The organism is Actinoplanes sichuanensis (assembly GCF_033097365.1).
Classification (GTDB): domain Bacteria; phylum Actinomycetota; class Actinomycetes; order Mycobacteriales; family Micromonosporaceae; genus Actinoplanes; species Actinoplanes sichuanensis.
In genome coordinates, this window is the sequence record NZ_AP028461.1 from 2,189,174 (window position 1) to 2,213,725 (window position 24,552).

Sequence of the window (24,552 nt, forward strand, 5' to 3'; positions counted from 1 at the left end):
CGACGGACACGGCAGAGTTCAAGGAGCAGACCCATGGCAGTGCAAGCCCGGATCGCCGTCCTTCCACCGCAGCGACGTGACCTCGTTCTGCACGAGGTGAACCTTCTTCCCGGCCCGTACGAGGTGGTCGTGCAGCAACAGGCGTTCGGTGTCTGCCACAGCCAGCTCGACCGCATCTTCGACGACAACCGGACCACACCCATGGTGCTGGGCCACGAATCCACCGGCACCGTCGCCGCGGTCGGCAGCCGCGTCACCTACGTGCAACCAGGCGATCCGGTCGTTGTCACCTGGATCCCGCGCACGCCGCTGCAGGGCCGCCGCCCCGCGCCTACCGCCGTGGCCCTGTCCGACGGGCAGATCGCCACCACCCACAACACCTTCACCTGGGGTACGCACGCCCTGGTCGACGAACAGTATGTGGTGAAGACCGCCGCGGATCTGTCACCGGATCTCGGCGCAATCATCGGGTGCGCGCTGATGACCGGTGCGGGCGCCGTGATGAACACCGCCGCAGTGCGGGCCGGTCAGAGCGTGGCGGTGTGGGGCACCGGAGGAGTGGGCCTGTGCGCGGTCGCCGCCGCCTCGATCCTGGGCGCCGCGCCGATCATCGCCGTCGACATCGACGACGACAAGCTGAAACTCGCCCGGCACTTCGGCGCCACCGACGTGGTCAACGCATCAGCCGTCGACCCTGTCGAAGCCATCCTCGACCGCACCCCGCACGCCGACGGCACCCGCGGGGTCGACATCGGGCTGGACTGCACCGGACTCGGCGCCAACATCCCGATCAGTCTCGCCGCGGTGCGGCCCGGCGTGCGGGGGGCCGGTATCCGCGGCGGCGCCGACATCCTGGTCGGCATTCCCCGCGTGCCTTTCCAGCTGGACAGCTTCGACCTGCTCAACGGAGAGAAGAGCCTGATCGGCTGTGTCGGCGGCAGCTGCGATCCGGTCCGTGACTTCGCGACCTTCACCGCCTGGGTGGCTGACGGCCGATTCGACGCGAGCGCGCTGGTCACCGGCCGGTACCGCCTCGACGACCTGGACAAGGCCGTCGACGACCTGCACGCGGGCCGCGTCGGCGGCCGGGCCGTCGTGGAGCTCTGACCGGGTGGACACCACGCTGACGATCCGCCACCTGACGCCGACGTTTCGCACCTTCTGCGGTGCCGGAGCGCTGCAGGCGTTGCCCCGCGAACTCGACCGGGCCGGAGCCCGGCGTGCCGTGATCATCTGTGGTCGCTCGATGCTGGAACACGACCGGGTCATGCGGCAGGTCAGCGAGGTGCTCGGCGACCGGCTGGCCGGACAGTACACCGGAGTCCGGGCGCACAGCCCGCTCGACGGGGTGCAGGCGGCCCGCGACTTCCTCGCCGACCACGACGCTGACGCCGTCATCCCGGTCGGCGGCGGCTCCGCCGTGGTCACCGCCCGCGCCGCCGTGATCCTGCTGGCTGAGCAGACCGACATCCGCGACCTGTGCACCCGCCGCGGAACCGACGGGAAACTGATCAGTCCGCGGCTGTCCGCGCCGAAACTGCCGCAATGGGTCGTCGCCACCACCCCCACCACCGCCTACGCCAAAGCCGGCGCCGCCGTCCGCGACCTGCGGACCGGCGAACGGCTCGCCCTCTACGACCCCAAAGCCCGGGCGCAGGGCGTCGCCCTCGACGCGTCGATGGCGATGACCGCCCCCGAACAGCTGGTACGGTCAGCCGCGCTCAACGTGTTCGCGATGGCCGTCGAGGGCCTGACCGCACCGACCGCCGACCCGCTCGCCGACGCCCTGCTGGCCCACGCGCTGCGCCTGGTGGTCACCTGGCTGCCCCGCCTCGGCGAGGACCCGGGGCAGCCCGAGCCGCGCCTGCACCTGATGCTCGCAGCGCTGCTCGCGGGCCAAGGCAGTGACACCACCGGGGGTGGGCTGGCCCAAGCGCTGTCGCATGCGGTCGGCCCGCTGTCGTCGTCGGCCAACGGAATGGTCGAGGCGATGCTGCTGCCGCACGCTCTACGTTTCGCCGCTGACGTGATCGGCGACCGGCTGACCGCGGCCGCCGACTACCTCGGCCTGACCGACCGCGATCCTGCCTCAGTGATCGCCGAGATCGAACGATTGCTCGGGCTCTTCGGCGTGCCCACCCGGCTGCGGGCCGTCGACGTCAGCTCCGCAGATCTGAAAGCCGCCGCAACCCACGCCATGCACGACTGGGCGCTGACCACCGCCGCGCGGGTGCCCAGCGAACAGGACGTACACGCCTTACTGACACACGCCTGGTAGACCCCTGCCCCTTCGCGAAGGACACCGATGACCACGACCGACACACCCTCCGACGCGGGGATCGGCAAGGAACTGGCCGCCGGCAAGTTCACCGACCAGATGCTCACCGAGATGCGCAACCTGATCGGCACCGAACTGCGCACCGACGCCTGCGTCAACAACGAGTACGCCACCCGGCTGGCCATCCTGCGCTTCGCGGAGGGCATCGGCGACGACAACCCGCTCTGGACCAACGAGGCATACGCCACCGCCGGCCCCTACGGCGCCATCATCGCGCCACCGAGCTTCATCTTCGCCTGCCTCGGATCGGTCCAGGTGGGGTGGCGGGGACTCGGCGGGTTCCACGCCGAGACCGACATCAGCTTCCACGCGCCGATCCGCGTGGGCGACAAGATCACCGCACGGGTCTGGTTCGACGGGTTCGACGATCCCGTCGAGAGCTCGTTCGGCGGCCGGCGCATCAAGGACTACCTGCGCCAGGAATACTGGAACCAGGACGAACAGCTGGTCGCCCGGTTCATCTGCTCCCGCATGCGCTTCGAACGCGGGGAGATGCAGAAACGCCGCAGCACGCGAGCAATCGAGATCCCGCACCCGTGGACGGCGCAGCAACTCACCCAGATCGAGGAGGACATCCTCGCCGAGATCCCGCGCGGCGCCGAACCCCGGTACTGGGAGGACGTGCAGGTCGGCGACGACCTCAACGTCATCACCAAGGGCCCGATCGGACTGACCGACGAGATCGCCTTCGTCGCCTCCGGCGCCGCACCGATCCCGCGGCTCTCAGCGCATGCGGTGGCCCTGCGCCGCTACCGCAAGCACCCGAAGTGGGCGTTCCGGGATCCGCACACCCACGCCCTCGAACCGGTGTACTCGGTGCACTACAACGACTACGCCGCCAAGCTGCAAGGCGCCCAGATGGCCTATGACGTCGGCATCCAGCGAACCTGCTGGCAGATCCACTCGATCACCAACTGGATGGGCAATACCGGCCGGCTCAAGGCGATCCACGGGCAGTACCGGTCGCACGTCTACCTCTCCGACGTGGTGCGCCTCGGAGGAGCCGTGACCGGCAAAGAGATCGACGCCGACGGCGACGCGGTCGTGCGGCTGGAGACGTGGGCGATCAACCAGCGCGAACAGAACTGCATGCCCGGTACGGCCACGGTGGTCCTGCCGAGAAGGAGCGGGTCATGACCGGACCGCAGACATGGGGCGACGGCATCGGCACCGAGGCCGTCCGCGGCGTGCTGATGCGCACCTACACCGACCGTCCACGCCAGGTGGCCACGCTGCTGGACATGGCGGACCGATGGGGCCAGCGCCCGCACGTCGTGCAGGGCGACGTGGTGCTCACCTTCGCCCAGCTCCGTCACGCAGCCCGAGTCAAGGCGACCGAGCTGGCCCGGCGGGTGGGCCCGGGCGACCGGGTGGTGATGATCGGATTCAACAGCCAAGACTGGATCATCAACTTCTGGGCGACCGTGACGGTCGGCGCGGTGCCGGTACTCGGCAACGCCTGGTGGAGCCCGGCCGACGTCGCCGAATGCCTGACTACCGTCGGACCGGCGCTCGTGCTGGCCGACTCCCGCGCCAGCCGCCACCTCCCACCCGGCGCACCCACCGGCCGCTGGAGCTGTGACCTCGCTGCCGACACCACGCCGTTCGCACCGCCGTCCGGCGCGGCGGCGTGCGACGAGGACGCCCCTGCCGCGCTCGTGTTCACCTCGGGCACCGAAGGGCGGCCCAAGGCGGTGGTGCTGTCACACCGCTCACTGCTGGCCGGCCTGCACATGCTGCTGCATGTCACCAAACGGCTGCCGCACCAGGTGGACGACAACACCGGAGACGCCGGACTGCACACCGGCCCGATGTTTCACATCGGCGGAATCCAGACCCTGCTGCGCGCCATCGTCGTCGGCGACACTCTGGTCATGCCGACCGGCAAGTTCGAGCCCGCCGAAGTGCTGCGCCTGATCGAACAGTGGCGCATCGCCCGGTGGAGCGCCGTGCCGACGATGGTGTCGCGGGTACTCGAACACCCCGACCGCAACCGTCGTGACCTCAGCTCGCTGCGGTCGGTCACCGTCGGCGGGGCGCCGGTGCACGCGGAGTTCCTCGCTCAGCTGCGCGGCGGGCTGCCCGGTGTCGACCCCCGCGTGGCGACCGGATGGGGCCTGACCGAGAACGGAGGCCAAGCCACCGCGGCATCCGGGCGCGACACCCGCGACCGGCCCGGCAGCTGCGGGCGGCCCCTTCCGCTGGTGGAGATCAGGATCGCCGAAGCCGACGGCGAGATCCTCGTCCGCAGCCCCACCCAGATGATCGGCTACTTCGGCGTCGACACCAGCCCGATCGACGGGCAAGGCTGGCTGCACACCGGCGACCTCGGCCACGTCGATGACGACGGCTACCTCTGGATCACCGGCCGGGCCAAGGACATGATCATCAGAGGTGGGGAGAACATCGCGCCGGCCGCCGTCGAGCAGGCCCTCGCGGCACTGCCCGGTGTCATCGAGGCGGCGGTCTTCGGCGTGCCGTCGACGGATCTCGGCGAAGAGGTCATGGCGGTCGTCGTCGTCGAGCCGGGCCGCACCGAGCAGGAGCTGGTCGACAGCCTGCGCGGCAGGATCGCGTCGTTCGCGATGCCGAGCCGATGGCGGTTGCAGCACGAAACGCTGCCGACGACGCATTCCGGGAAGATCGACAAGAGCGGTCTCGCCGCACAGGCCCGTGCGGATCTGGCGGCGGCAGGGGAGAAGCAGTGAACGACCTGGTGAATATCTCGGTCTCCGGCCGGGTCGCGATACTGGAGATCCGCCGGCCGCCGAACAACTTCTTCGACGAGACGCTGCTGACCGCCCTGGCCGACGCCCTGCACGCGCTGGACGGCGACGCGCAGGTCTCCTGCGTCGTGTTGTGCTCGCAAGGCAGGCACTTCTGCGCCGGCGCGGACCTGCGGGGCATCGGCGAGGACGGCATCCGCCGGATCTATCGGCAGGCGTTGCGGCTGTTCACCGCCGCCAAGCCGATCGTCGCCGCGGTGCAGGGCGCCGCTGTCGGCGGTGGTCTGGGTCTGGCGATGGCCGCGGACTTCCGGGTCGCCGGCCCGCAGGCACGGTTCACCGCCAACTTCGCCCGGCTGGGATTCCATCAGGGCTTCGCGCTGTCGGTCACCCTACCGCGGACAGTCGGCGAACAACACGCGGCGCAGCTGTTGTACACCGGGCGGGCTGTCGGCGCTGCGGAAGCGCTCGCGATCGGGCTCTGTGACCAGCTCGCCGACGATCCTCGTGCCGGTGCGCTTGCGCTGGCCGAGCAGATCGCCTCCTCGGCGCCGTTGTCGCTGGTCGCCATCCGGGCCACCCTCAGGCGACGCGTGACGGCCCTGGCCGAGGCGGCGCTGGACGAAGAGGCCGCCGCCCAGGCCGCCCTGCTCGGCACCGCTGATTTCGCCGAGGGCCTGTCGGCGGCGGCCGGCAAGCGCTCACCGAACTTCGTCGGTTCGTAGGTACGAACTCAGGGTCGTAATGCGGTATCGTCCCGGGCGTGAACGAAGGACAAGCCGACAGTGAGGCCGCCAAGGGCCACCGCACCATCGACCGTGTCACCCAGATCCTCGAGGAGGTCGTGTACCGGCCCGGCATAGGGTTCGCCGAGCTCGCCCGCGCCCTGGACGCGCCGAAGTCCTCGGTACACGGCTTCATCCGGGGCCTACTTGCCAAGGGCTGGCTGTACGAGGTCGACAAGCGTTTCTACCTCGGGCCGGCGGTCTACGCGCTCACCTTGGCCAGCGGCAACATCCGGGCCGGGCACGTCACGCAGGCCGATCTCGACGCCCTGCATCAGGAGTCGAAGATGACGGTGTTCCTCGGCGTGCAGGCCGGCGACCACCTCATCTACATCGGCGAGTCGGGTACGGACGCCATGACCGGCTTCGCCGCCCGCAGCAACATCCGCCGCCGGCTCATCGACACGGCCGGGGGAAAGGCGCTGCTGGCGATCGCGCCGGCCGGCGAACGCGACGCATATCTGCGCAGGCAGGACGGGGAACTGGTCTCCGAGTTCCTCGCGCAGTTCCCGGACATCGCCAAGTCCGGCGTGGCCAGGAACTTTCGCCACCACGGCGCTCAAATGGCGCTGGCCAGCGTCGTGCGTGATCGGGCAGGTAAGGCGGTGGCCGTCGCCATTCTCGTCGGATCGACGGCCGAGGCCGAGCCGCGCGAGTCGCGGCTGCGCCGCATCCTGCTCAAACACGTGGAACTGTGGGCCCAGCACGTCACCACCCCGCGCGAGGCACTCTGACCGGTCTGCCGACGCGCCGCGAAACCTCCCGTTGACATCGCTGGAACGTGCGCTTTAGCGTGAGCACAAATCGTTAATGCGATCGATGGTTCGTATTTACGAACTATCTGGAGGTTGTTCGATGATCGAACGTAACCGGATCTTCGTGAACGGCGCCTGGGTTCCCTCCACCGGAACCGAGACCCTCACCGTCATCAACCCGGTGACCGAAGAGCCCGTCGCCACCATTCCCGCCGGTACCGCCGAGGACGTCGACAAGGCCGCCCGCGCCGCCGCGGCGGCGTTCCCGGCCTGGTCCCGGACCACCGTCGACGAACGCATCGCCATGCTCGACAAACTCGCCACCCTCACCGCGGAGCGAGCCGACGAGATCACCCGGGCGATCGTCAGCGAGATCGGCCAGCCCGCCCGCATCGCCCACGAATCACAGGCCGCCGCAGCCGTCGAAGACCTACGCAGCATCGCCGAAAGCCTGCCGTCGGTGGTCTGGCACGAGCAGGTCGGCAACACGATCGTCACGCGGGAACCGGCCGGTGTCGTCGCCGCAATCACCCCGTGGAACGGCCCCATGCGCATGGTCTGCATGAAAGCCGGCGCGGCACTGGCAGCCGGCTGCACCGTCGTACTCAAAGGCACCGAGGTCGCCCCGCTGAGCTCCTTCATCTTTGCCGAGATGGTCGCCTCCGCCGGACTGCCGGACGGCGTCTTCAACCTCGTGTCCGGCACCGGCCCCGACGTCGGCGAAGCACTCGTGACCCACCCGATGGTCGACATGGTGTCGCTGACCGGGTCGGTGCGCGCCGGTCGCCGCGTGATGGAACTGGCCTCCCAGCAGGTCAAGAAAGTCGCCCTGGAACTCGGCGGCAAATCCGCGAACATCATCCTCGAGGACGCCGACCTCCAGCGGGCCATCGAAGTCGGGATCGAAGACGCGTTCCGCAACTCCGGGCAGGTCTGCGGCGGCCTGTCGCGCGTGCTGGTCCCACGCTCCCGGCTCGCCGAAGCCGAACAGATCGCCGTCCGCGCGGCACAGAGCTACGTGCTCGGCGACCCCTACGACCCGGCGACCACGCTCGGCCCGGTCGCCAACGCGACCCAGCGCCAGCGCATCCGCGAGTACATCCACTCCGGCCTCGAAGACGGCGCCCGGCTGCTGACCGGCGGCACCGAGGCACCCGACGGACTCGACCGCGGCTTCTTCGTCCGGCCGACGGTGTTCTCCGGCGACAACAACACCCGCATCGCCCGGGAGGAGATCTTCGGCCCCGTCGTGGTCATCATCCCCTTCGACGACGAGGACGACGCCTTCCGCATCGCCAACGACACCCAGTACGGCCTCGCCGGCGCCATCTGGGCCGCCGACGACGACCGCGCCCGCGCCCTGGCCACGAGGCTGCGCGCCGGGCGCATCCGGATCAACGGCTCGGCCATCAACCCGCGCGCCCCGCACGGCGGCTTCAAACTGTCCGGCATCGGCCGGGAATTCGGGCGCTACGGCATCGAGGAATACCTCGAGTACAAGTCCATCGGCTGACGAGGCGCCCCCATGATCACCGTCAACGCCCGCGCCACCACCGGACCGTCCGAGCCGTTCCGCGCCGTTCAGATCGAACGCCGCGAGCCCGGCCCCTCCGACGTGCTCATCGACATCGCCTACGCAGGCATCTGCCACACCGACGTCAGCCGTGCCCGCGGCGAGTTCGGCACGACCACCTACCCGATCGTGCCGGGCCACGAGATCGCCGGCACCGTGGCCGCGGTCGGGCCCGGCGTCACCCGCTTCACCGTCGGGGACCGCGTCGGCGTCGGCTGCCTCGTCGACTCATGCCGCCGATGCGAGTTCTGCCGCGCCGGACTCGAGCCGTACTGCAACCGCGGACATGTGCGCACCTACAACTCGACCGGCCACGACGGCCGCAACACCCTCGGCGGCTACAGCGAGAAGATCGTCGTGGACGAGGCGTACGTAGTAGCCATCCCCGACACGATCCCGCTGCCGAACGCCGCCCCACTGCTCTGCGCCGGCATCACCCTGTACTCCCCGCTGCGGCACTGGAACGCAGGGCCCGGCACCCGGCTGGCGATCCTCGGCTTCGGCGGCCTCGGGCACGTCGGTGTCGCCATCGCCGCGGCCCTGGGCGCTCACACCACCGTGTTCGAGTTGACGATGGACAAACAAGCCGACGCACTCAAACGCGGTGCCGAGGCCTACCGTCTGAGCACCGATCCGGCGATCTTCACCGATTTCGCCGGAGCCTTCGACCTGATCCTGTCCACCGTGCCGGCCGCCCTCGACTACGACGCCGTCCTGGGCATGCTGAACCTCAACGGCACGCTGGTGATGCTGGGCGTGCCGAAGCAGCCGATCACCGTCGACGTGTTCTCCCTGCTGCACAACCGGCGCTCGCTGGCCGGAACGCTGGTCGGCGGCATCGCCGAGACGCAGCAGATGCTGGAATTCTGCGCCGACCACGGCATTGTCGCCGACGTGGAGATCATCGGCGCCGACGAGATCGACCAGGCCTACGACCGGGTCGACCGCGGAGACGTCCGCTACCGCTTCGTCATCGACGTCCAGACGATGGCAGACGGGCACCCGCAAGAGGGGTAACAACAGAGACCCCCACAAAACACGGCATTTCCCTAGCCTGGACCCGTAGACGAACGTGGCACCGATCCGAAGGAAACAACCGTGGCTGACCAGAACCGCACGATCACCCTCAACAACGGTGTCACCATGCCGATCCTCGGCTTCGGCGTCTTCCAGGTCGCCGACGACCAGGCCGAGCAGGTCGTCACCGACGCCCTCGCCGCGGGCTACCGGGCCATCGACACCGCCGCCTCATACGGCAACGAAGAAGCCGTCGGGCGGGCCATCGCCAAGAGCGGCATCCCCCGTGAAGAACTGTTCATCACCACCAAGATGTGGATCCAGCACACCGGTGAGGACACTGCACGCCGCGAGTTCGACAAGTCCCTGCAACGCCTCGGCCTGGACTACCTCGACCTGTACCTGATCCACCAGCCGCTCGGCGACTACTACAGCTCCTGGCACGCGATGCAGAAGATCTACGGCGAAGGCCTGGCCAAGGCGATCGGGGTCTCCAACTTCTACCCCGACCGGCTCGTCGACCTGATCACCCACAACGACATCGTCCCGGCCGTCAACCAGATCGAGACGCACCCGTTCTTCCATCGCGCCGACTATCAGCAGCTCATGAGTGAGCACGGTGTCCAGATCGAATCCTGGGGGCCGTTCGCTGAAGGCAAGAACGACCTGTTCACCAACCCGGTCCTGGCCGAGATCGGCCGCGCCCACGGCAAGTCCGTCGCCCAGGTGGTGCTGCGGTGGCTGCTGCAACGCGACGTCGTGGCCATCCCGAAGTCGGTGCGGCCCGAACGCATGGCCGAGAACCTCGACGTGTTCGACTTCGAGATCACCGAAGACGAGATGATCCGCATCGGCGCCCTGGACACCGGTGCCAGCCTGTTCTTCGACCACCGTGACCCCGCGATGGTCACCTGGCTGGGCGGACGCCGCGTCGACTGACCAGCGGCACAGACCGACCCTGCGCGTGCGGGCTACCCGGCGACGACCTCGCGCCGAGGCTGTGGCCGGGTAGCCCGACCGCCTCTCAGCCGTGGAGGAGGACAACGATGACCGCCACCTGGTTCATCACCGGATGCTCCAGCGGTCTCGGCCATGCCCTCGCCGAGGCGGTCGTCAGCCGCGGCGACAACGCGGTCGTCACCGCCCGCGAAACCATTCGCATTCAATCCCTGGCCGAGCGCCGTCCCGACACGGTGTTACCGCTCGCCTTGGATCTCAGCTTTCCGGCACACGCCGCCGCCGCGGTACACCGGGCGCAGCAGCGTTTCGGCAGCATCGACGTCCTGGTCAACAACGCCGGATACGGCTACCGAGCCGCCGTCGAGGAAGGCGACGACGCCGACGTCCGCCGCCTGTTCGCCACCAACCTGCACGGCCCGGTCGCCCTGATGAAAGCAGTGCTGCCGGCAATGCGTGCCCGCCGCAGCGGCACGATCGTCAACATCTCATCGATCGGAGCACGGGTCCACCAGCCCGGCTCCGGCTACTACTCCGCCAGCAAAGCGGCACTCGAGAGCATCTCAGCGTCGTTGCGCCAGGAGGTCGAGCCACTGGGAATCACCGTGACGACAGTGGAACCGGGAGCGTTCCGCACCGACTTCGCCGGCCGATCGCTGACCCAGTCGGCCACGCCCATCGGCGACTATGCCGCGACCGCCGGCCGGCGCCGCAAGGAGAACGACACCACCCACGGCACTCAGCCCGGCGACCCGGCCCGAGCCGCCGAAGCGATCATCACCGCCGTCACCTCCGGACGAGCACCGGCGCTGCTGCTGCTCGGCTCCGACGCGGTCACCGCAGTCAGCGCCACCCTTGACCGCCACCGCGAGGAGATCGACCAATGGCGGCAGTTGAGCCTCAGCACCGACTACCCCGGTTGAGACGTCAACTGCCGAGACCCATCACCTCGGGGCAGTCCCGCCAGGTCCAGGCGTCCGAGGAGTCGTCCCCGATCACCAGGACACCGCTGCCCGCCCTGCCCGTCTCCGATATGCCCCCGGTCGGCAGTGGCACCGCGACGACCACGGAAACCGCGGCAGCGGTGGCCGTGAGAACCACCGCCCCCACCACCGAAGCGGTTCTCAACCCCATAGTGATCTCCTCAAGGCGAAGGGACGGGTACCGGATGCGGCGCGAGGTCAGAAGAACAACGGCATCGACTGGTAGAACTGCCGATTCACCGACTCGCCGTCATGCCCACCGTCAGGATCGACGGTGTAGCGCAGGTTGCCGTCGTCGGAGGTGTCGAAACTTCCGGTGAGCTCGCGCATCTCGCGGATCTGCGGCTCCATCTGGAAGCGCGTTCCATCGTTGCCGCCGACCGACGCCGTGATCAGGAACTCGTCACGCCGGTAGCCGGACTCGCGGACGGCTTGATCCAAGCGGGCCGCGGTCTGCTCCGGTGCACCGGAGCCGCCGGAGTCCTCGATCACCCAGCAGTCACCGGCCATCGGCATGAAGAACGCGAAATAGTCGAGGCTGTCGATGAGTACGTACCACGTGGTGACGGCACCCATCGAGAAACCACCGAAAGCCCGGTGCGTCCGCGAGGCGGTGAAACCCGCTGCATCGGCGGTCCGAGCGAAAGTACGGTAGCGGCTCTCCACCGCCGGCATCAGATCGTCCTCCAGCTCGCGAGGAAAGACCCGGTCGAGCTGCCCGGCGTAATGCAAATCCAGACTGGCGTCGCCGTCCGGATAGAAGCTCGGCGTCACGACGATCGTCGGACGCATCCGATCGTCCTCGATCATGTGGTCCAGCAGATTCTTGAACGTCGACGGTTCACCGCTGCCGCGCAGGAAGCTTTCGGCGTTCATCCCGGCGCCGTGCATCAGATACAGAATGTCGTAGCGCCGCTGCTGGTCCTGCGTGTCGTAACCGGCGGGCAGATACACCAGGGCGTGCTTGCCGATCGTGGCAGCACCGGATCCGGCGGTGTAGTCGACCCGCACAACCCGCCCCTGCCGCTGCGCGGCGGTGCTCTGATAGCGGGTGACCACCTCGGCCGGCACCGACGCCTCAGGGGACGCCCTGAGGGCATCGGTCTCGGCGTCGCCGCGCCGAACCAGCGCAACAGCGATCAGCGAACCGGCCAGCACGACCGCGATCAGCGCGGCGATGGATCGATTCCTCATGACCGGATCCGCCCGGTGGATGGGCTGAACATACTCATCAACAACGCCTCCGAGCCGAGAGTGCGGTATGCCGGTGCCCATGCAACCCGAGCTCGCCGTCGGGAGGGAGGTGATGATGAGAGGGGTAACGGCAGTGCCCCCATCGCGCGGTGCCTGATGCGGTCCCCGCCGCCTTGGTGATCCCTGAGTACCAGGGAATCGCCTGCCGCTCGTTTCCGTCGCGAAATTGCATTACAGTCGCCGGTTATGAGCCGGCGATGGCGGGACTCCCCGTCGGGATGCCCTCACATCGGTACTCGTTCAGTCGGCGGTGGCGAGGATGCCCGCCCTGCGGCTCAAGATGCCTCGCTGGCCCGCTGATCAGCTCATACCTTCGCCGAATGAGTTTCAAACCTGCGAAAGGGGCACTGATTTAACCCCTTTCGGCAGGGACTCCCACCGTGTCGCCCGAACGGATTGAATGAGTAGGAGAATCGCCAACTTCGTTGATAACGAGAAGGTGCCCGATGTCTAACAGCAACAATAGCCGTCGCCGATTCCTGCTGGGCTCAGCCGGCCTCGCGGCGACTCCTCTGGTCGCCGGACTTGCGGGCTGCACCTCATCGGGGCAGACGACGTCGGCGGCGTCCGCCTCCACGGCGGCGGCCGGCGGCAACACCACGTCGACCGCGGTGACCCTCGCCGCCCGCCGACGGCTCGGCTCACTGGAGGTCTCCAGCCTCGGCCTCGGCTGCCAGACGATGGCCGGCACCCTGTACGGGCCGGTCAGCAGCCGCGAAGACATGATCACCATCATCCGGACCGCAGTCGACCAGGGAGTGACCTTCTTCGACGCCGCTGAGGTGTACGGGCCACTGGAGGTCGAGCGCATTCTCGGTGAAGCCCTCCAAGGCGTGCGCGACCAGGTGGTGATCGGCACGAAGTTCGGGTTCGAGGTCAACCAGCAGACCGGCGAGCGGGGTGGGCTCAACAGCCGGCCCGACCACATCAAGCAGGCTGTCGACGGCATGCTGCAGCGCTTGCGTACCGATCACATCGACCTGCTGTATCAGCACCGCGTCGACCCGGCCGTGCCGATCGAGGACGTGGCCGGCGCGGTGAAGGAACTGATCACGGCTGGCAAGGTCCGGCACTGGGGCCTGTCGGAGCCGGGAGTGCAGACGATCCGCCGCGCCCATGCGGTGCAGCCCCTCACCGCGATCCAGAACGAGTACAACCTGCTGTGGCGTGGCCCTGAACAGCAGGTCCTGCCGCTGTGCGAGGAACTGGGGATCGGGTTCGTCTGCTGGGCGCCGCTGTCGTACGGCTTCACCACCGGCGCCATCAACCCGTACACCCGCTTCGCCGAAGGTGACTTCCGGGCGATGGTGCCGCGGCATTCGCGGGAGAACATGCCCGCGAACATGGCGGTCGTGCAACTGCTCAACGACTGGGGTGTCCGCAAGGGCGCCACCCCCGCCCAGCTGTCACTGGCGTGGCTGCACGCGCAGAAGCCGTGGATCGTGCCGATTCCGACGGCCACCCGCACGTCACACCTCCTGGAGAACCTCGGCGCCGAAGAGGTGACGTTCGAGGGCAATGAGTTGCAGGAGTTCACCACCGCCCTGAACGCCATCAAGATCCGCGGCGAACGGCTGCCGGCCGCGGTGCTCGCCGGAACCGGCGTCGAGGCACCGATGCCGTGAGGCTCAGGATGGGGTCTCTGCTCTGAGGGGTAAAGGCAGGGACCCCCTCCGCCGGCGCCGGATCCTTAGCCTGGGCTGCGTGGACAACCGCAGTGAGATCCGCGACTTCATGATCTCCCGCCGGGCGCGGATCACTCCGCAGCAGGTGGGACTACAGGTGCACGGCACCCGCCGGGTCGCCGGGCTGCGCCGCTCGGAGGTGGCGCGCCTCGCCGGGGTGAGCCTCGAGTACTACACCCGCATGGAGCGTGGAAACCTGCGGGGCGTCTCCGACAGTGTCCTGGACGCTGTCGCCCGGGCGTTGCGGCTCGACGACGCCGAACGCGCCCACCTGACCGATCTGGCCCGTAACAGCGGACCCGCGGCACGGCGTAAAAGGCCGTCGGCGAGCCGGAAGGTGCGGCCTAACCTGTTGCGCATGCTGGACGCCCTCACCGGAATCCCCGCGTTCGTGGTCGACGGACGCGCCGACCTGGTGGCAGCCAATGCGCTTGGCCGGATCCTGTTCGCACCGCTCTATGAGCGTGCCGACCCACCCAACCACGCGCGATTCGTGTTCCTTGACCCTCGTGCCAGCCAGTTCTGGCCCGACTGGGCGAAGGTCGCCGACGACGCGGTGGCGCTGCTGCACGTGCAGGCCGCCCGCCATCCGTACGACCAGGCGCTGACCGCACTGATCGGTGAACTGAGCACTCGCAGCGACCAGTTCCGTACCCGGTGGGCACGCCACGACGTGCAAGCCCACACGACCGGTGTCAAACGTCTGCACCACCCCATGGTCGGCCCGCTCGAACTCACCTTCGAGGTTTTCCTGCCGGCCGCCGACGACGACCAGGTCCTCATCGTCTACTGCGCCGAGGCCGGCAGCGCCTCAGCCGACGGCCTGCGTCTGCTGGCCAACGAGGCGGCGGCCAGAGCCGAGGACACCACCCCACCGTGACGACGCCCCGCTCCCGGCCGGCGGACGGCAAGAGAAGAGAGATGCGATGAACAGGCACCCCCGCCGCGCTGTCCTGCGCGGCGCGCTGCTCGGCGCCGGCGCGGCGCTGACCGGCTGCAGCGACTCCCCAGCCGGCGCTCCGGCATCCTCTGCGGCGGCGCCAGCGTCGGCGTCCGGCCCGGCAGCCACCCCGCAGGAAGGCAAGGCGGTGCTGCTGGCCTACTTCTCGCGCGCCGGAGAGAACTACTTCAACGGCGGCCGACGCCGCCTGACGGTCGGTAACACCGAGGTGGTCGCGGGCATGATCAGCCGGCTCATCGGCTGCGATGTGCACCGTATCGAGGCATCCGACCCCTACCCCGACGACTACCGGCCGACGGTCGAACGCAACGTACGCGAGCAGAACGAGGGCGCCCGGCCGGGCATCGCCAACCCGCTGACCTCGATCGAACGCTACGACACGGTCCTGCTGGGCAGCCCTATCTGGAACGTGCGTGCACCCATGATCATGACGACGCTCGTGGAGGGGCTCGACTTCACCGGCAAGACGATTCACCCGCTGACCACCCACGCGATGAGCGGGCTCGGCACCACCGAACGCGACTACGCCGCCTCGTGCCCCGGCGCCGCCCTCGGCGAGGGTCTGGCCATCCGGGGCGAGGAGGTCGCCGACGCCGCCCCCGCGGTCGAAGCCTGGCTGCGTCGCATCGGCCTTCTCACCCGCTGACGAACACCAGCGCCGGCATCGCCGAACCGGCGCCGCCCGGCCACGGACCCGGCGTGGTCACCGTTCTGCCCGGACTGCGGCGCTCTGCTGCGTCGCGGCCCAGGTGGCGAGCAGTTCGAGACTGTCACCGGACGGGGTGCCGGGGTCGGCGGAGTAGGTCACGATGGTCAACGCCGCATCGCCGGGTACGTCCAGAGCCTCGTAATCCAGTTCCAGTTCACCGACCACGGGATGCCGGAACCGCTTCGTGCCGCTGCGATGCTGGTAGACGTCCTGCGCGGCCCACCATGTACGGAAGTCGTCGCTGCGCATCGACAACTCGCCGATGAGGTTCATCAACTGCTGATCGTGAGGGTTCTGGGCGGCGGCGATACGCAGGGCACCGACCGCGGCGCGGGCCGTCTGCGCCCACTCCGGGTAGAACGCCTGAGCATGCGGGTTCAGGAAGGTGAACCGCATCGAGTTGACCGGCGGCGCCGCGTTCGCGCCGAACACCGGGGAATAGAGAGCCGTGCCGAGCGGATTGGCGGCGACGATGTCGAACCGGTAGTTGCGCAGGAGCGCGGGAACACCGGTCATCGAGGCGAGCAGACGCCGGATCGTCGGCCGGATCTCCGGTACCGGGTCGCGGCGAACCCGGGCGCGAACCGTTGTCGGGCCGGCGGCACGGGCCAGATGATGCAGATGGTTGGTCTCGGTCTCGTCGAGGTGCAGCGCCCGGGCGACGGCCTCCAGAACACTGTCGGACACACCGGCGAGATTGCCGCGTTCCATCCGGGTGTAATACTCGACGCTCACCTGGGCGAGAGCCGCGACCTCACCGCGGCGCAGCCCGGCGACCCGGCGGGTGCTGTACTCGGGGATGCCCGCCTGTTCCGGGCTGACCTTGGCCCTGCGTGAGGTGAGGAACGCGCGAACCTCGGCGCGGTTGTCGATACCCATACCGCCAGGCTAGACAGGCCTGCCGTGATGAGGGGGTCACTGTCGTTACCCCCATAGGCCGTACCTCCCTGGCCGGGCGGGCTGAGGGTTTGCTGAACGCATGTCCACTTCCTCGCCGGCGGCGCCCACCAGGCCCGCCGCCCCGCCGGCCCGGCGGCACGCGTCGCTGACCGTGGCGATGCTCGGCTTCGCCGTCGTCACCCTCGACACCCAGGTCGTCAACGTGGCGCTGCCCGCGGTCAACACCGACCTCGGCGGCAGCCTGTCCGGCCTGCAATGGGTAGTCACCGGCTACACCCTGATGTTCTCCGCCCTGCTGCTGTTCGCCGGCACCCTGTCCGACCGGATCGGGGCGCGCCGGGCGTACGGATGGGGCATGGTGATCTTCGTGGTGGCGTCGGTGGCGTGTGCCGCAGCACCGAACCTGGGCTGGCTGGTGGGGGCGCGAGTCGTGCAGGGCGTCGGCGCCGCACTGGTCACGCCGACGTCGCTGGCGCTGATCCGCGCCGCCTACCGCGAAGGCGCGGCCCTGGCCCGGGCCGTCGCGTTCTGGGCGATGGGTGGTTCGATCGCCGCCGCGGCCGGACCGGTTCTCGGCGGTGCGCTGACGCAGCTCGACTGGCGGCTGATCTTCCTGCTCAACCTGCCGGTCGGCGCTGTCGCGGTGCTGGCGTTGCGCCGGGCCGCGGACTCGCCGCGCACCGCCGTGCCGTTCGACTGGACGGGGCAGGTCGCGGCGGTGCTGGCTCTGGGGGCGCTCACCTTCGCCGTCATCGAAGGCGGCGACCTCGGATACGGCAGCGCACCGATCGTCACCGCGTTCACCGTCGCCTTCGCCGCCACCGTCGTCTTCCTGACGGCACAGGTCCGCGGACGGCACCCCATGGTTCCGCTGGACCTGTTCAAGTCCCGCACGGTGAGCGTCGCGCTGGCCGTCGGCTTCCTGGCGATGGCCGGCTTCTACGGCGTCGTCTTCCTGCAGTCGCTGTACTTCCAGCAGGTACGCGGCACGTCGCCGCTGATCACCGGTCTGCTGTTCCTGCCGATGACCGCTCTGGTCGCGGTCCTCAACCCGCTCGCCGCGCGTACCGCCACCCGTTTCGGGCCGGCCGTGCCCATCGTCGGCGGACAACTGCTGATGGCGGCCGGCCTCTTCGGGCTGGCGGCGCTGCCCACCGCTGCGCCGACGCTGCTGGTGGCCGCCGTCATGGTTCCCGTCGGCGTCGGTGGTTCGTTCACCGTGCCGCCGATCACCACACTGATTCTCGGCAGCGTCCCGCAGGAGCGGGCCGGCACCGCCAGCGGCGTGTTCAACACCTTCCGCCAGGTAGGCGGATCGCTGGGGGTGGCCGTCTACGGCGCTGTCGTGGCCAGCCGCGCCACGTTCGTCGCCGGACTGCGGCTCAGTGTGATCGCCACCGCGGTCCTGGTGCTGGTGACCGCTGCCACCAGCCTGACGCTGCGTCCCGCCCGTTCCTGAACCGCTCCGCGAAAGGACCACCGCATGCGCGCCACCATCTACGGCGGCCCCGGCGACATCACCGTCGGCGAACGGCCAGACCCCCGACTGCAACACCAGACCGACGCCATCGTACGGGTGACCCTCGGCTGCGTGTGCGGCTCCGACCTGTGGTACTACCGCGGGGTCAACCCGCACGCGCTCGGCCCCATCGGCCACGAGTTCATCGGCATCGTCGAGCAGACCGGCGCCGAGGTCAGCACCGTGCGACCCGGCGACCTGGTGGTGGCACCGTTCACCTTCTGCGACGGCACGTGCGCCAACTGCGCTGCCGGCTGGACCGGCAACTGCCTCAACGGCGGATCGTTCGGCAACCACGGGGTCGACGGCGGCCAGGGCGAGTACGTCCGGGTGCCGTTCGCCGACGCCACCCTGTTCGCCGTGCCCGGCCGCGATCACAGCGACGCCGTCATGAAATCCCTGGTCGCCCTGTCGGACGTGATGTGCACCGGCCATCACGCCGCGGTCAGCGCCGCAGTGAAGCCCGGCGACACCGTGGCGGTCGTCGGCGACGGCGCGGTCGGGCTCTGCGCGGTCATCGCCGCGAAACGCCTCGGCGCCGAGCGGATCATCGCCCTGAGCCGCAACCCCGCCCGCCAGGCCCTCGCCGAGCAGTTCGGCGCCACCGACATCGTGAGCGAACGCGGTGACGACGCCACCAAGGTGATCATGGACATGACCGCCGGTGTGGGCGTCGACGCCGCCCTCGAATGCGTCGGCACCGGCCAGTCCATGGCCACCGCGTTCGGGGTCGCCCGGGTCGGCTCGATCGTCGGCTCCGTCGGCGTGCCGCACGACGCGGTCGTGCCGATCCAGACCGTCATCTTCCGCAACATCGGCCTGCGCGGCGGTGTCGCCCCGGCCCGCCGCTACATCCCGGACCTGCTCGACGACGTCGTCACCGGCCGGATCAACCCTGGCCTCGTCTTCGACCACGAGACCAGCCTCGACGGCATCCACGACGCCTACACCGCGATGCTGGAGCGCCGCGCGACCAAGTCACTGGTCCGCATCAGCGGTTGAAACCTGCCCTGGGGGACTCTGCTGATACAGGTAACAGCAGTGTCTCCCTGCGCCCGCGGCGGCGTAGTTGGCTGGATCAGCGAACCTGCACCATCAGAGGAGAAGCTGTGCCCGACACATCGGCGACCACGTCCTGGCCCGGCGACGACCTGGCAAGGATCGGCCGGGCCGAGGAACTCGCCGTCACGTCGCTACGAACCGACGGCACGCTGCGCCCGTACGTGACGATCTGGGTCGTCCGCGCCGGCGACGACCTCTACATCCGATCGGCGCGGGGCCCGGCCAACGGCTGGTTTGCCCGCGCCACCCGCAGCGGAAAAGGCCGTATCCGGGCCGGTGGCCTGGAACACGACGTGCTATTTACCGAGCCCGATGCCGGCGCCCATCCCGGCATCGACGCGGCCTACCACGCCAAATACGACCGCTACGGCCCCACCATCGTCGGCTCGGTCGTGGGCGAGCACTCCTACCCCGTCACCCTCCGCCTGCTTCCCCGTTTCTGAAAGGACAAGTCCCATGACCACCGTTCCGCTCCTGACGCTCAACAACGGCGTCGACATGCCCGCCCTCGGCTTCGGTGTGTTCCAGACCCCGCCGGACGAGACCCGCACCGCCGTCGAGGCAGCACTTGCGGCCGGCTACCGGCACATCGACACCGCCGCGGCGTACGGCAACGAACGCGGTGTCGGCGACGCCGTCACCGCGGCCGGCATCGACCGCTCCGAGGTGTTCCTCGAAACCAAGATCTGGATCAGTGACTACGGGTACGAGCAGACACTGCACGGCTTCGACAAGAGCGCCCGCAAGCTCGGGGTCGACCAGATCGACCTGCTGATCCTGCACCAGGCGTTGCCGTCGGATTTCGACAAGACCCTGCAGGCCTACCGCGCCCTGGAGACGCTGCTCGCCGACGGCAAGGTCCGCGCGATCGGGGTCAGCAATTTCATGGTCGACCACCTGACCGCGCTGCTCGACCAGACTACGGTGGTGCCCGCGGTCAACCAGATCGAGGTCCACCCGTACTTCGCCCAGCGCGAGGTGCAGGACTTCGGCGCCCAGCACGGCATCCTCACCCAGGCGTGGTCGCCGATCGGCGGCATCACCTTCTACCGCGACGGCGAGCACACCAGCACCCTGCAGGACCCGGTCATCGCCGAGATCGCCGCCGCCCACGGCAAGACCCCGGCCCAGGTGATGCTGCGCTGGCACCTGCAGCAGGGCCGCTCGGCTATTCCGAAGTCGACCAAACCCGCCCGGATCGCGGAGAACCTCGACGTTTTCGGCTTCGAGTTGACCGCCGATCAGCTGTCCGCGATCGACGCGCTCGACACCGGCAAGCGCGGCGGCCCCGAACCTGCCGTCGTCACCCTCGAGAACTTCCACCGGGACATCCCCGAAGCGTGACCGGCCCGCCCGTTGCCCGGCGCCCGGGCAACGGGCCCGCCCCCATCGACGACACGGAGGAAAGTACATGCGTACCGCCAAGCTCGGAGAACTCGAAGTCGCCCGGATCGGCCTCGGCGCGATGGGCATGTCCCATGGCTACACCGGCGCCGGCAGTGACGACGCCGAGTCGATCCGCACCATTCACCGCGCTCTGGAGCTCGGTGTCACCCTGATCGACACCGCGGAGATCTACGGCCCGTACGTCAACGAGGAACTGGTCGGCAAAGCCCTGAAAGGCCGCCGCGACCAGGTGGTGCTGGCCACCAAGTTCGGTCTCGTCGCCCACGACGGGCGAGGCCCGTGGACGCTGGACAGCAGCCCCGGCAACATCCGCACCGCCGTCGAGGGCTCCCTCACACGGCTGGGCACCGACCACATCGACCTGTACTACCAGCACCGCATCGACCCGAACACACCGATCGAGGACACCATGGGCGCCCTGGCGTCGCTGGTGAAGGACGGCAAGATCCGCTACATCGGCCTGTCCGAGGTCTGGATCGACACCATCCGCCGCGCCCACGCCGTCCACCCGGTCACCGCCCTGCAGTCGGAATACTCGCTGTGGACCCGTGACCAGGAGCCGTTGCTGCCGGTGTTGCGGGAACTGGGCATCGGCCTGGTTGCCTACTCACCGCTCGGCCACGGCTTCCTCACCGGCGCCCTGCGCACCCCCGCCGACATCGAGGCCCTCGACGACTCCGACTTCCGTAAGAACAACCCGCGTTTCACCGGCGAGAACTTCCAGCGCAACCTGCGCCTGGCCGACGAGGTGCAGGCCGTCGCCGACCAGGTCGACGCCACCCCTGCCCAGGTCGCCCTGGCGTGGCTGCTCACCCGCGGCGACGACATCGTGCCCATCCCCGGCACCAAACGCGTCAGCCGGGTGCAGGAGAACACCGCAGCCGACACCGTCGAGCTGACAAGCGACCAGTTGGCCGCACTCGACGCGCTCACCCCGGCCGAAGGCGACCACCACACCGACGAGCAGATGGCGATGATCGAACGCTGACGCGCCCGGAGGCACCCATGAGGAAGGTCCTGACCGCGCTGACGATGTCCGTGCTCGCCATGACTGCGTCATCCGGCGCCGAAGCCGCCAGCCCGACATCGGAGGCCGACAAGGAGAGAAGACAGATGATCACCCGCAGCGGCACCCAGGACCCCTTCGCCGGACCGGCGGAGAACTTCACCGGCCAGGTCCGGGTGCAGCCGCTGTTCACCCCGGAGAACACCGCCGCGTACGGCGGCGCCTACGTCACATTCCAGCCCGCCGCCCGGTCCGCGTGGCACACCCACCCCGGCGGGCAGCGGCTCGTCGTCACCGAGGGGACCGGCCTGACCCAGCAGTGGGGCGGCCCGATCGAGCAGATCCGGCCCGGTGACGTCATCTGGTGCCCGCCCGGCGTCAAACACTGGCACGGGGCCGCGCCGCATTCCACCATGACGCACCTGGCCATGACCGGCCCGCTCGACGGCCAGACCGTCACCTGGATGGAGAAGGTCTCCGACGAGCAGTACGGCGCGTGGACCGAACCCGCCCCCGATATCGGCGGCCTGGACCGGCGGCAGCAGGCGGTGGTGACCGTCGCGGCGTTCACCGCCGCCGGCCGCCTGCCGGAACTGCGTCAGGCGCTGAACACCGGACTGGACGCCGGCTTGTCAGTCAACGAGATCAAAGAAATTCTCGTGCAGATGTACGCCTACGCCGGCTTCCCGCGCAGCCTCAACGCCATCACCACGTTCATGGCCGTCCTCGACGAGCGCAAGGCGGCCGGCATCCTCGACGAGGCCGGCCCGCAAGCGGCTCCGCTGCCCAGCGACCGCAGCAGTCTGGAACTCGGCACCGAGAACCAGACCCGGCTGCTCGGCGCCCCGGCGGCCGCCGACTACATCGCCTTCACCCCGGCGATCGACCAGTTCCTCAAGGCCCATCTGTTCGGTGACATCTTCGGCCGCGACAACCTCAGTTGGCAGAGCAGGGAAGTGGCCACCATCGCGGCCCTGGCCAACCTCGACGGCACCGACGCGCAACTACGGTCGCATCTGGCCGTCGGCATGAACACCGGCCTGACCGAGACGAACCTGCGGGCCCTGGTGTCCGTCCTGCACGCGCACGTGGGCCAGGCCCAGGCCGCCAAGACCCACCGCCTCCTCGACCAGGTGTTGGAGAGCCGTTCCCGGTGAGTCAGTGACCGGGCATCACCGGCCGGGCCTGGCCGGTGATGCCCCTCTCCCTAGGTCAGCTCGGCCGGGGCAGCCCGCCCGCGGCTTCGGAGACGTCCATCCGGTCCTTGCGGGGGTCCGGACCGGAGACCACCGTCGCGTCGGGCCGGAAGTCGGTGATGCAGTCACGGCCGGCGACCTGCCGTGTCCATCGCGGCACGGTGGGCCCGTTCGGGTCGCCCGATCGCGCGAAGTTGGCCCAGTACGTGTTGGTGATACGCGCGACCGCGGAGTCCTCGGCGCTCGGCACGGTGCCACGAGCGGCGAGCGTGTCGAAGACGAAGGGGATCTCGGCGGCGTGGGGAACCCCATCCACCCACTGGTCTCGGCGGGCGGTCGGAACGTAGGAGAACCGGTAGAGATATGTCGGCGACCCCGCGCGAACGAAAGCCCGGGCGGTGAACCGGGCCGGTTCGGCCTGTGCGCGGTCGATCCCGACCGCACGCAGGACCTGCTGCAAGGGGGCGGTGCCATCGGGGTCGTAAACGGCCCGCGCCCACGCCGCATGGGTTCCGAACTGTGCGAACAGCGCATCCTTGCTGTCAGCTGCGACGAAACCGATGAAGTCGGCGCTGTTGGTTCCGATCATCAGCGGCACCCGCATCTGCCGGCCGGCGCGGTAGGCGCTCTCCGCAGTCTCGACCACGAGCCGGCCGTCGAGAATCGGCCCGGGATACGTCGGCGGTCCGCCCGGACCCGCGGTCTCCTGACCACCGTCGACGATCTGGGCCGTGTCGAGCGCCCGCAGCCGGGCCACCGCGTCGGCGCCGGTGCCCTCGATCTCGTACCGGCGGGCGAAGTTGACCCCGATCGTCTCGGCCGACACCGGGTAGAGCGGATCGGTGCCGTCGGCGCGCAGCGGCCGGCCGGTCAGCACCCCGTCGCGTCCGCCTCCAGACTCGATGATCGCCTTGTGGAACAACCCACGAGACAACGGCGAGGTCAGCAGGGTGTGCACGGAGACACCGCCGGCGGACTCGCCGAAGATCGTCACGTTGCCGGCGTCGCCGCCGAACGCGCCGATGTTGCGGCGTATCCAGTGGAGAGCGGCGACCTGGTCGAGGTAGCCGTAGTTGCCGACGACCTGGCCGGGCTGCTCGGCGCTGATTCCCGGGAAGGCGAAGAACCCGAACCGGCCGAGCCGGTAGTTGATGGTGACCAGCATGACGCCTCGACGTGCGAACGCCTCACCCGAGAAGTCCGGTTGAGCGCCGCTGCCCGCGACGAACCCGCCACCGTGAATCCACACCATCACCGGCAGCCGGGCGCCGGGGGCGGTCCTCTCGGGGCGCCACACGTTGACGAAGAGGCAGTCCTCCGACGTGCCCGTCCCACGCGCCTGCGCGCAGTCGGCGCCGAACTGCGTGGCGTCGCGCACGCCGTTCCACGGCTGGGCCGGCTGGGTCGGCCGCCACCGGTTGGCGCCGACCGGCGGCGCCGCGTAAGGGATGCCCTTGAAGGTCTGTACCCCTGCCGCGGTCGACCCGCGTACAGCGCCTGACGAGGTGCGCACGACCAGTGGCCCGGCCGGTGAAGCGGCTCGGGCGGCCGAGCCTACTCGATCGGGAGCAGGCGTGACGGCCCCCGCGGTGGAGGCCCAGCCCGACAGCAGGCTGATGGCGGTACCGGCGCACAGTAACGCGCGCATGGATGCTCTGAGCATGTTGCCTCCGCTAATAGCGTTCATATATACGAACTCTCATTCGTAAATATGACGTT

Annotated in this window: 23 protein-coding genes; 19 read left to right on the forward strand and 4 right to left on the reverse strand. The window is 69.2% G+C overall.

Annotated elements, in window-relative coordinates; all coding sequences use genetic code 11:
- Positions 1-33: 33 nt before the first annotated feature.
- The 10 genes from Q0Z83_RS09595 (at position 34) to Q0Z83_RS09640 (ending at position 11,074) form a co-directional block, all read left to right on the forward strand.
- Complete coding sequence (locus Q0Z83_RS09595) at positions 34-1,107, forward strand: zinc-binding dehydrogenase (protein WP_317793485.1); 1,074 nt, start codon at positions 34-36, stop codon at positions 1,105-1,107.
- 4 nt (positions 1,108-1,111) lie between these two features.
- Positions 1,112-2,278 (forward strand): iron-containing alcohol dehydrogenase family protein, encoded by a 1,167-nt coding sequence (locus tag Q0Z83_RS09600; RefSeq protein WP_317793486.1) that lies wholly within the window; start codon positions 1,112-1,114, stop codon positions 2,276-2,278.
- 27 nt (positions 2,279-2,305) lie between these two features.
- The gene (locus Q0Z83_RS09605) at positions 2,306-3,475 is read left to right on the forward strand and encodes an FAS1-like dehydratase domain-containing protein (protein WP_317793487.1); all 1,170 of its coding nucleotides are present in this window, start codon (positions 2,306-2,308) and stop codon (positions 3,473-3,475) included.
- Complete coding sequence (locus Q0Z83_RS09610) at positions 3,472-5,046, forward strand: class I adenylate-forming enzyme family protein (protein WP_317793488.1); 1,575 nt, start codon at positions 3,472-3,474, stop codon at positions 5,044-5,046. Before Q0Z83_RS09605 ends, Q0Z83_RS09610 begins: the two co-directional genes overlap by 4 nt.
- The gene (locus Q0Z83_RS09615) at positions 5,043-5,789 is read left to right on the forward strand and encodes an enoyl-CoA hydratase/isomerase family protein (RefSeq protein WP_317793489.1); all 747 of its coding nucleotides are present in this window, start codon (positions 5,043-5,045) and stop codon (positions 5,787-5,789) included. The genes Q0Z83_RS09610 and Q0Z83_RS09615 overlap by 4 nt, the downstream gene beginning before the upstream one ends.
- A gap of 38 nt (positions 5,790-5,827) precedes the next feature.
- Positions 5,828-6,583 carry an IclR family transcriptional regulator gene (locus Q0Z83_RS09620; RefSeq protein ID WP_317793490.1) on the forward strand — a complete coding sequence of 252 codons (756 nt, stop codon included), beginning with the start codon at positions 5,828-5,830 and terminating at the stop codon, positions 6,581-6,583.
- A 76-nt stretch (positions 6,584-6,659) separates the two neighbouring features.
- Positions 6,660-8,117, forward strand: a complete 1,458-nt coding sequence (locus Q0Z83_RS09625) for an aldehyde dehydrogenase family protein (protein WP_317793491.1) — start codon at positions 6,660-6,662, stop codon at positions 8,115-8,117.
- 12 nt (positions 8,118-8,129) lie between these two features.
- On the forward strand, positions 8,130-9,194 hold the full coding sequence (locus Q0Z83_RS09630; protein WP_317793492.1) for an NAD(P)-dependent alcohol dehydrogenase: 1,065 nt from the start codon (positions 8,130-8,132) through the stop codon (positions 9,192-9,194).
- 81 nt (positions 9,195-9,275) lie between these two features.
- Positions 9,276-10,133: an aldo/keto reductase gene (locus tag Q0Z83_RS09635; protein WP_317793493.1), complete on the forward strand. Its 858-nt coding sequence runs from the start codon at positions 9,276-9,278 to the stop codon at positions 10,131-10,133.
- Positions 10,134-10,240: 107 nt separating this feature from the next.
- Entirely contained in the window at positions 10,241-11,074 is an 834-nt protein-coding gene (locus tag Q0Z83_RS09640) for an oxidoreductase (protein ID WP_317793494.1), read from the forward strand.
- A 4-nt stretch (positions 11,075-11,078) separates the two neighbouring features.
- Here the strand turns inward: Q0Z83_RS09640 and Q0Z83_RS09645 are convergent, their stop codons facing one another.
- Positions 11,079-11,285, reverse strand: a complete 207-nt coding sequence (locus Q0Z83_RS09645; protein ID WP_317793495.1) for a hypothetical protein — start codon at positions 11,283-11,285, stop codon at positions 11,079-11,081.
- 47 nt (positions 11,286-11,332) lie between these two features.
- A complete protein-coding gene (locus tag Q0Z83_RS09650) occupies positions 11,333-12,328 on the reverse strand; it encodes an alpha/beta hydrolase (protein WP_317793496.1) in 996 nt (331 codons plus the stop codon).
- Positions 12,329-12,834: 506 nt separating this feature from the next.
- Here Q0Z83_RS09650 and Q0Z83_RS09655 point away from each other — a divergent pair.
- The 3 genes from Q0Z83_RS09655 (at position 12,835) to Q0Z83_RS09665 (ending at position 15,680) form a co-directional block, all read left to right on the forward strand.
- Positions 12,835-14,013, forward strand: coding sequence for an aldo/keto reductase (locus tag Q0Z83_RS09655; RefSeq protein WP_317793497.1), 1,179 nt, complete (start codon positions 12,835-12,837; stop codon positions 14,011-14,013).
- 79 nt (positions 14,014-14,092) lie between these two features.
- The gene (locus Q0Z83_RS09660) at positions 14,093-14,953 is read left to right on the forward strand and encodes a helix-turn-helix transcriptional regulator (RefSeq protein ID WP_317793498.1); all 861 of its coding nucleotides are present in this window, start codon (positions 14,093-14,095) and stop codon (positions 14,951-14,953) included.
- Between the two features lie 46 nt (positions 14,954-14,999).
- A complete protein-coding gene (locus Q0Z83_RS09665) occupies positions 15,000-15,680 on the forward strand; it encodes a flavodoxin (protein ID WP_317793499.1) in 681 nt (226 codons plus the stop codon).
- 57 nt (positions 15,681-15,737) lie between these two features.
- On the opposite strand, the gene Q0Z83_RS09670 is transcribed toward Q0Z83_RS09665, so the two are convergent.
- Positions 15,738-16,622: a helix-turn-helix transcriptional regulator gene (locus tag Q0Z83_RS09670; RefSeq protein ID WP_317793500.1), complete on the reverse strand. Its 885-nt coding sequence runs from the start codon at positions 16,620-16,622 to the stop codon at positions 15,738-15,740.
- Positions 16,623-16,722: 100 nt separating this feature from the next.
- On the opposite strand from Q0Z83_RS09670, the gene Q0Z83_RS09675 reads away from it, so the two are divergent.
- From Q0Z83_RS09675 to Q0Z83_RS09700, 6 genes are all read left to right on the forward strand, one after another.
- Positions 16,723-18,102: a DHA2 family efflux MFS transporter permease subunit gene (locus tag Q0Z83_RS09675; RefSeq protein ID WP_317793501.1), complete on the forward strand. Its 1,380-nt coding sequence runs from the start codon at positions 16,723-16,725 to the stop codon at positions 18,100-18,102.
- A 24-nt stretch (positions 18,103-18,126) separates the two neighbouring features.
- A complete protein-coding gene (locus Q0Z83_RS09680; RefSeq protein WP_317793502.1) occupies positions 18,127-19,164 on the forward strand; it encodes a zinc-dependent alcohol dehydrogenase family protein in 1,038 nt (345 codons plus the stop codon).
- 107 nt (positions 19,165-19,271) lie between these two features.
- Positions 19,272-19,667, forward strand: coding sequence for a DUF2255 family protein (locus tag Q0Z83_RS09685; protein ID WP_317793503.1), 396 nt, complete (start codon positions 19,272-19,274; stop codon positions 19,665-19,667).
- A 13-nt stretch (positions 19,668-19,680) separates the two neighbouring features.
- Positions 19,681-20,568 carry an aldo/keto reductase gene (locus Q0Z83_RS09690; RefSeq protein WP_317793504.1) on the forward strand — a complete coding sequence of 296 codons (888 nt, stop codon included), beginning with the start codon at positions 19,681-19,683 and terminating at the stop codon, positions 20,566-20,568.
- A 67-nt stretch (positions 20,569-20,635) separates the two neighbouring features.
- On the forward strand, positions 20,636-21,619 hold the full coding sequence (locus Q0Z83_RS09695) for an aldo/keto reductase (RefSeq protein WP_317793505.1): 984 nt from the start codon (positions 20,636-20,638) through the stop codon (positions 21,617-21,619).
- A 17-nt stretch (positions 21,620-21,636) separates the two neighbouring features.
- Positions 21,637-22,794: a (R)-mandelonitrile lyase gene (locus Q0Z83_RS09700; protein WP_317793506.1), complete on the forward strand. Its 1,158-nt coding sequence runs from the start codon at positions 21,637-21,639 to the stop codon at positions 22,792-22,794.
- A gap of 55 nt (positions 22,795-22,849) precedes the next feature.
- Here the strand turns inward: Q0Z83_RS09700 and Q0Z83_RS09705 are convergent, their stop codons facing one another.
- A complete protein-coding gene (locus Q0Z83_RS09705) occupies positions 22,850-24,496 on the reverse strand; it encodes a carboxylesterase/lipase family protein (protein ID WP_317793507.1) in 1,647 nt (548 codons plus the stop codon).
- Between the last annotated feature and the right edge of the window lie 56 nt (positions 24,497-24,552).

Coding starts and splice junctions, on each gene's coding strand:
- Q0Z83_RS09595 (WP_317793485.1), top strand. CDS start 34: ATGGCAGTGCAAGCCCGGATCGCCGTCCTTCCACCGCAGCGACGTGAC.
- Q0Z83_RS09605 (WP_317793487.1), top strand. CDS start 2,306: ATGACCACGACCGACACACCCTCCGACGCGGGGATCGGCAAGGAACTG.
- Q0Z83_RS09610 (WP_317793488.1), top strand. CDS start 3,472: ATGACCGGACCGCAGACATGGGGCGACGGCATCGGCACCGAGGCCGTC.
- Q0Z83_RS09625 (WP_317793491.1), top strand. CDS start 6,660: ATGCGATCGATGGTTCGTATTTACGAACTATCTGGAGGTTGTTCGATG.
- Q0Z83_RS09630 (WP_317793492.1), top strand. CDS start 8,130: ATGATCACCGTCAACGCCCGCGCCACCACCGGACCGTCCGAGCCGTTC.
- Q0Z83_RS09640 (WP_317793494.1), top strand. CDS start 10,241: ATGACCGCCACCTGGTTCATCACCGGATGCTCCAGCGGTCTCGGCCAT.
- Q0Z83_RS09645 (WP_317793495.1), bottom strand. CDS start 11,285: ATGGGGTTGAGAACCGCTTCGGTGGTGGGGGCGGTGGTTCTCACGGCC.
- Q0Z83_RS09650 (WP_317793496.1), bottom strand. CDS start 12,328: ATGAGGAATCGATCCATCGCCGCGCTGATCGCGGTCGTGCTGGCCGGT.
- Q0Z83_RS09655 (WP_317793497.1), top strand. CDS start 12,835: ATGTCTAACAGCAACAATAGCCGTCGCCGATTCCTGCTGGGCTCAGCC.
- Q0Z83_RS09665 (WP_317793499.1), top strand. CDS start 15,000: ATGAACAGGCACCCCCGCCGCGCTGTCCTGCGCGGCGCGCTGCTCGGC.
- Q0Z83_RS09670 (WP_317793500.1), bottom strand. CDS start 16,622: ATGGGTATCGACAACCGCGCCGAGGTTCGCGCGTTCCTCACCTCACGC.
- Q0Z83_RS09675 (WP_317793501.1), top strand. CDS start 16,723: ATGTCCACTTCCTCGCCGGCGGCGCCCACCAGGCCCGCCGCCCCGCCG.
- Q0Z83_RS09680 (WP_317793502.1), top strand. CDS start 18,127: ATGCGCGCCACCATCTACGGCGGCCCCGGCGACATCACCGTCGGCGAA.
- Q0Z83_RS09690 (WP_317793504.1), top strand. CDS start 19,681: ATGACCACCGTTCCGCTCCTGACGCTCAACAACGGCGTCGACATGCCC.
- Q0Z83_RS09695 (WP_317793505.1), top strand. CDS start 20,636: ATGCGTACCGCCAAGCTCGGAGAACTCGAAGTCGCCCGGATCGGCCTC.
- Q0Z83_RS09700 (WP_317793506.1), top strand. CDS start 21,637: ATGAGGAAGGTCCTGACCGCGCTGACGATGTCCGTGCTCGCCATGACT.
- Q0Z83_RS09705 (WP_317793507.1), bottom strand. CDS start 24,496: ATGCTCAGAGCATCCATGCGCGCGTTACTGTGCGCCGGTACCGCCATC.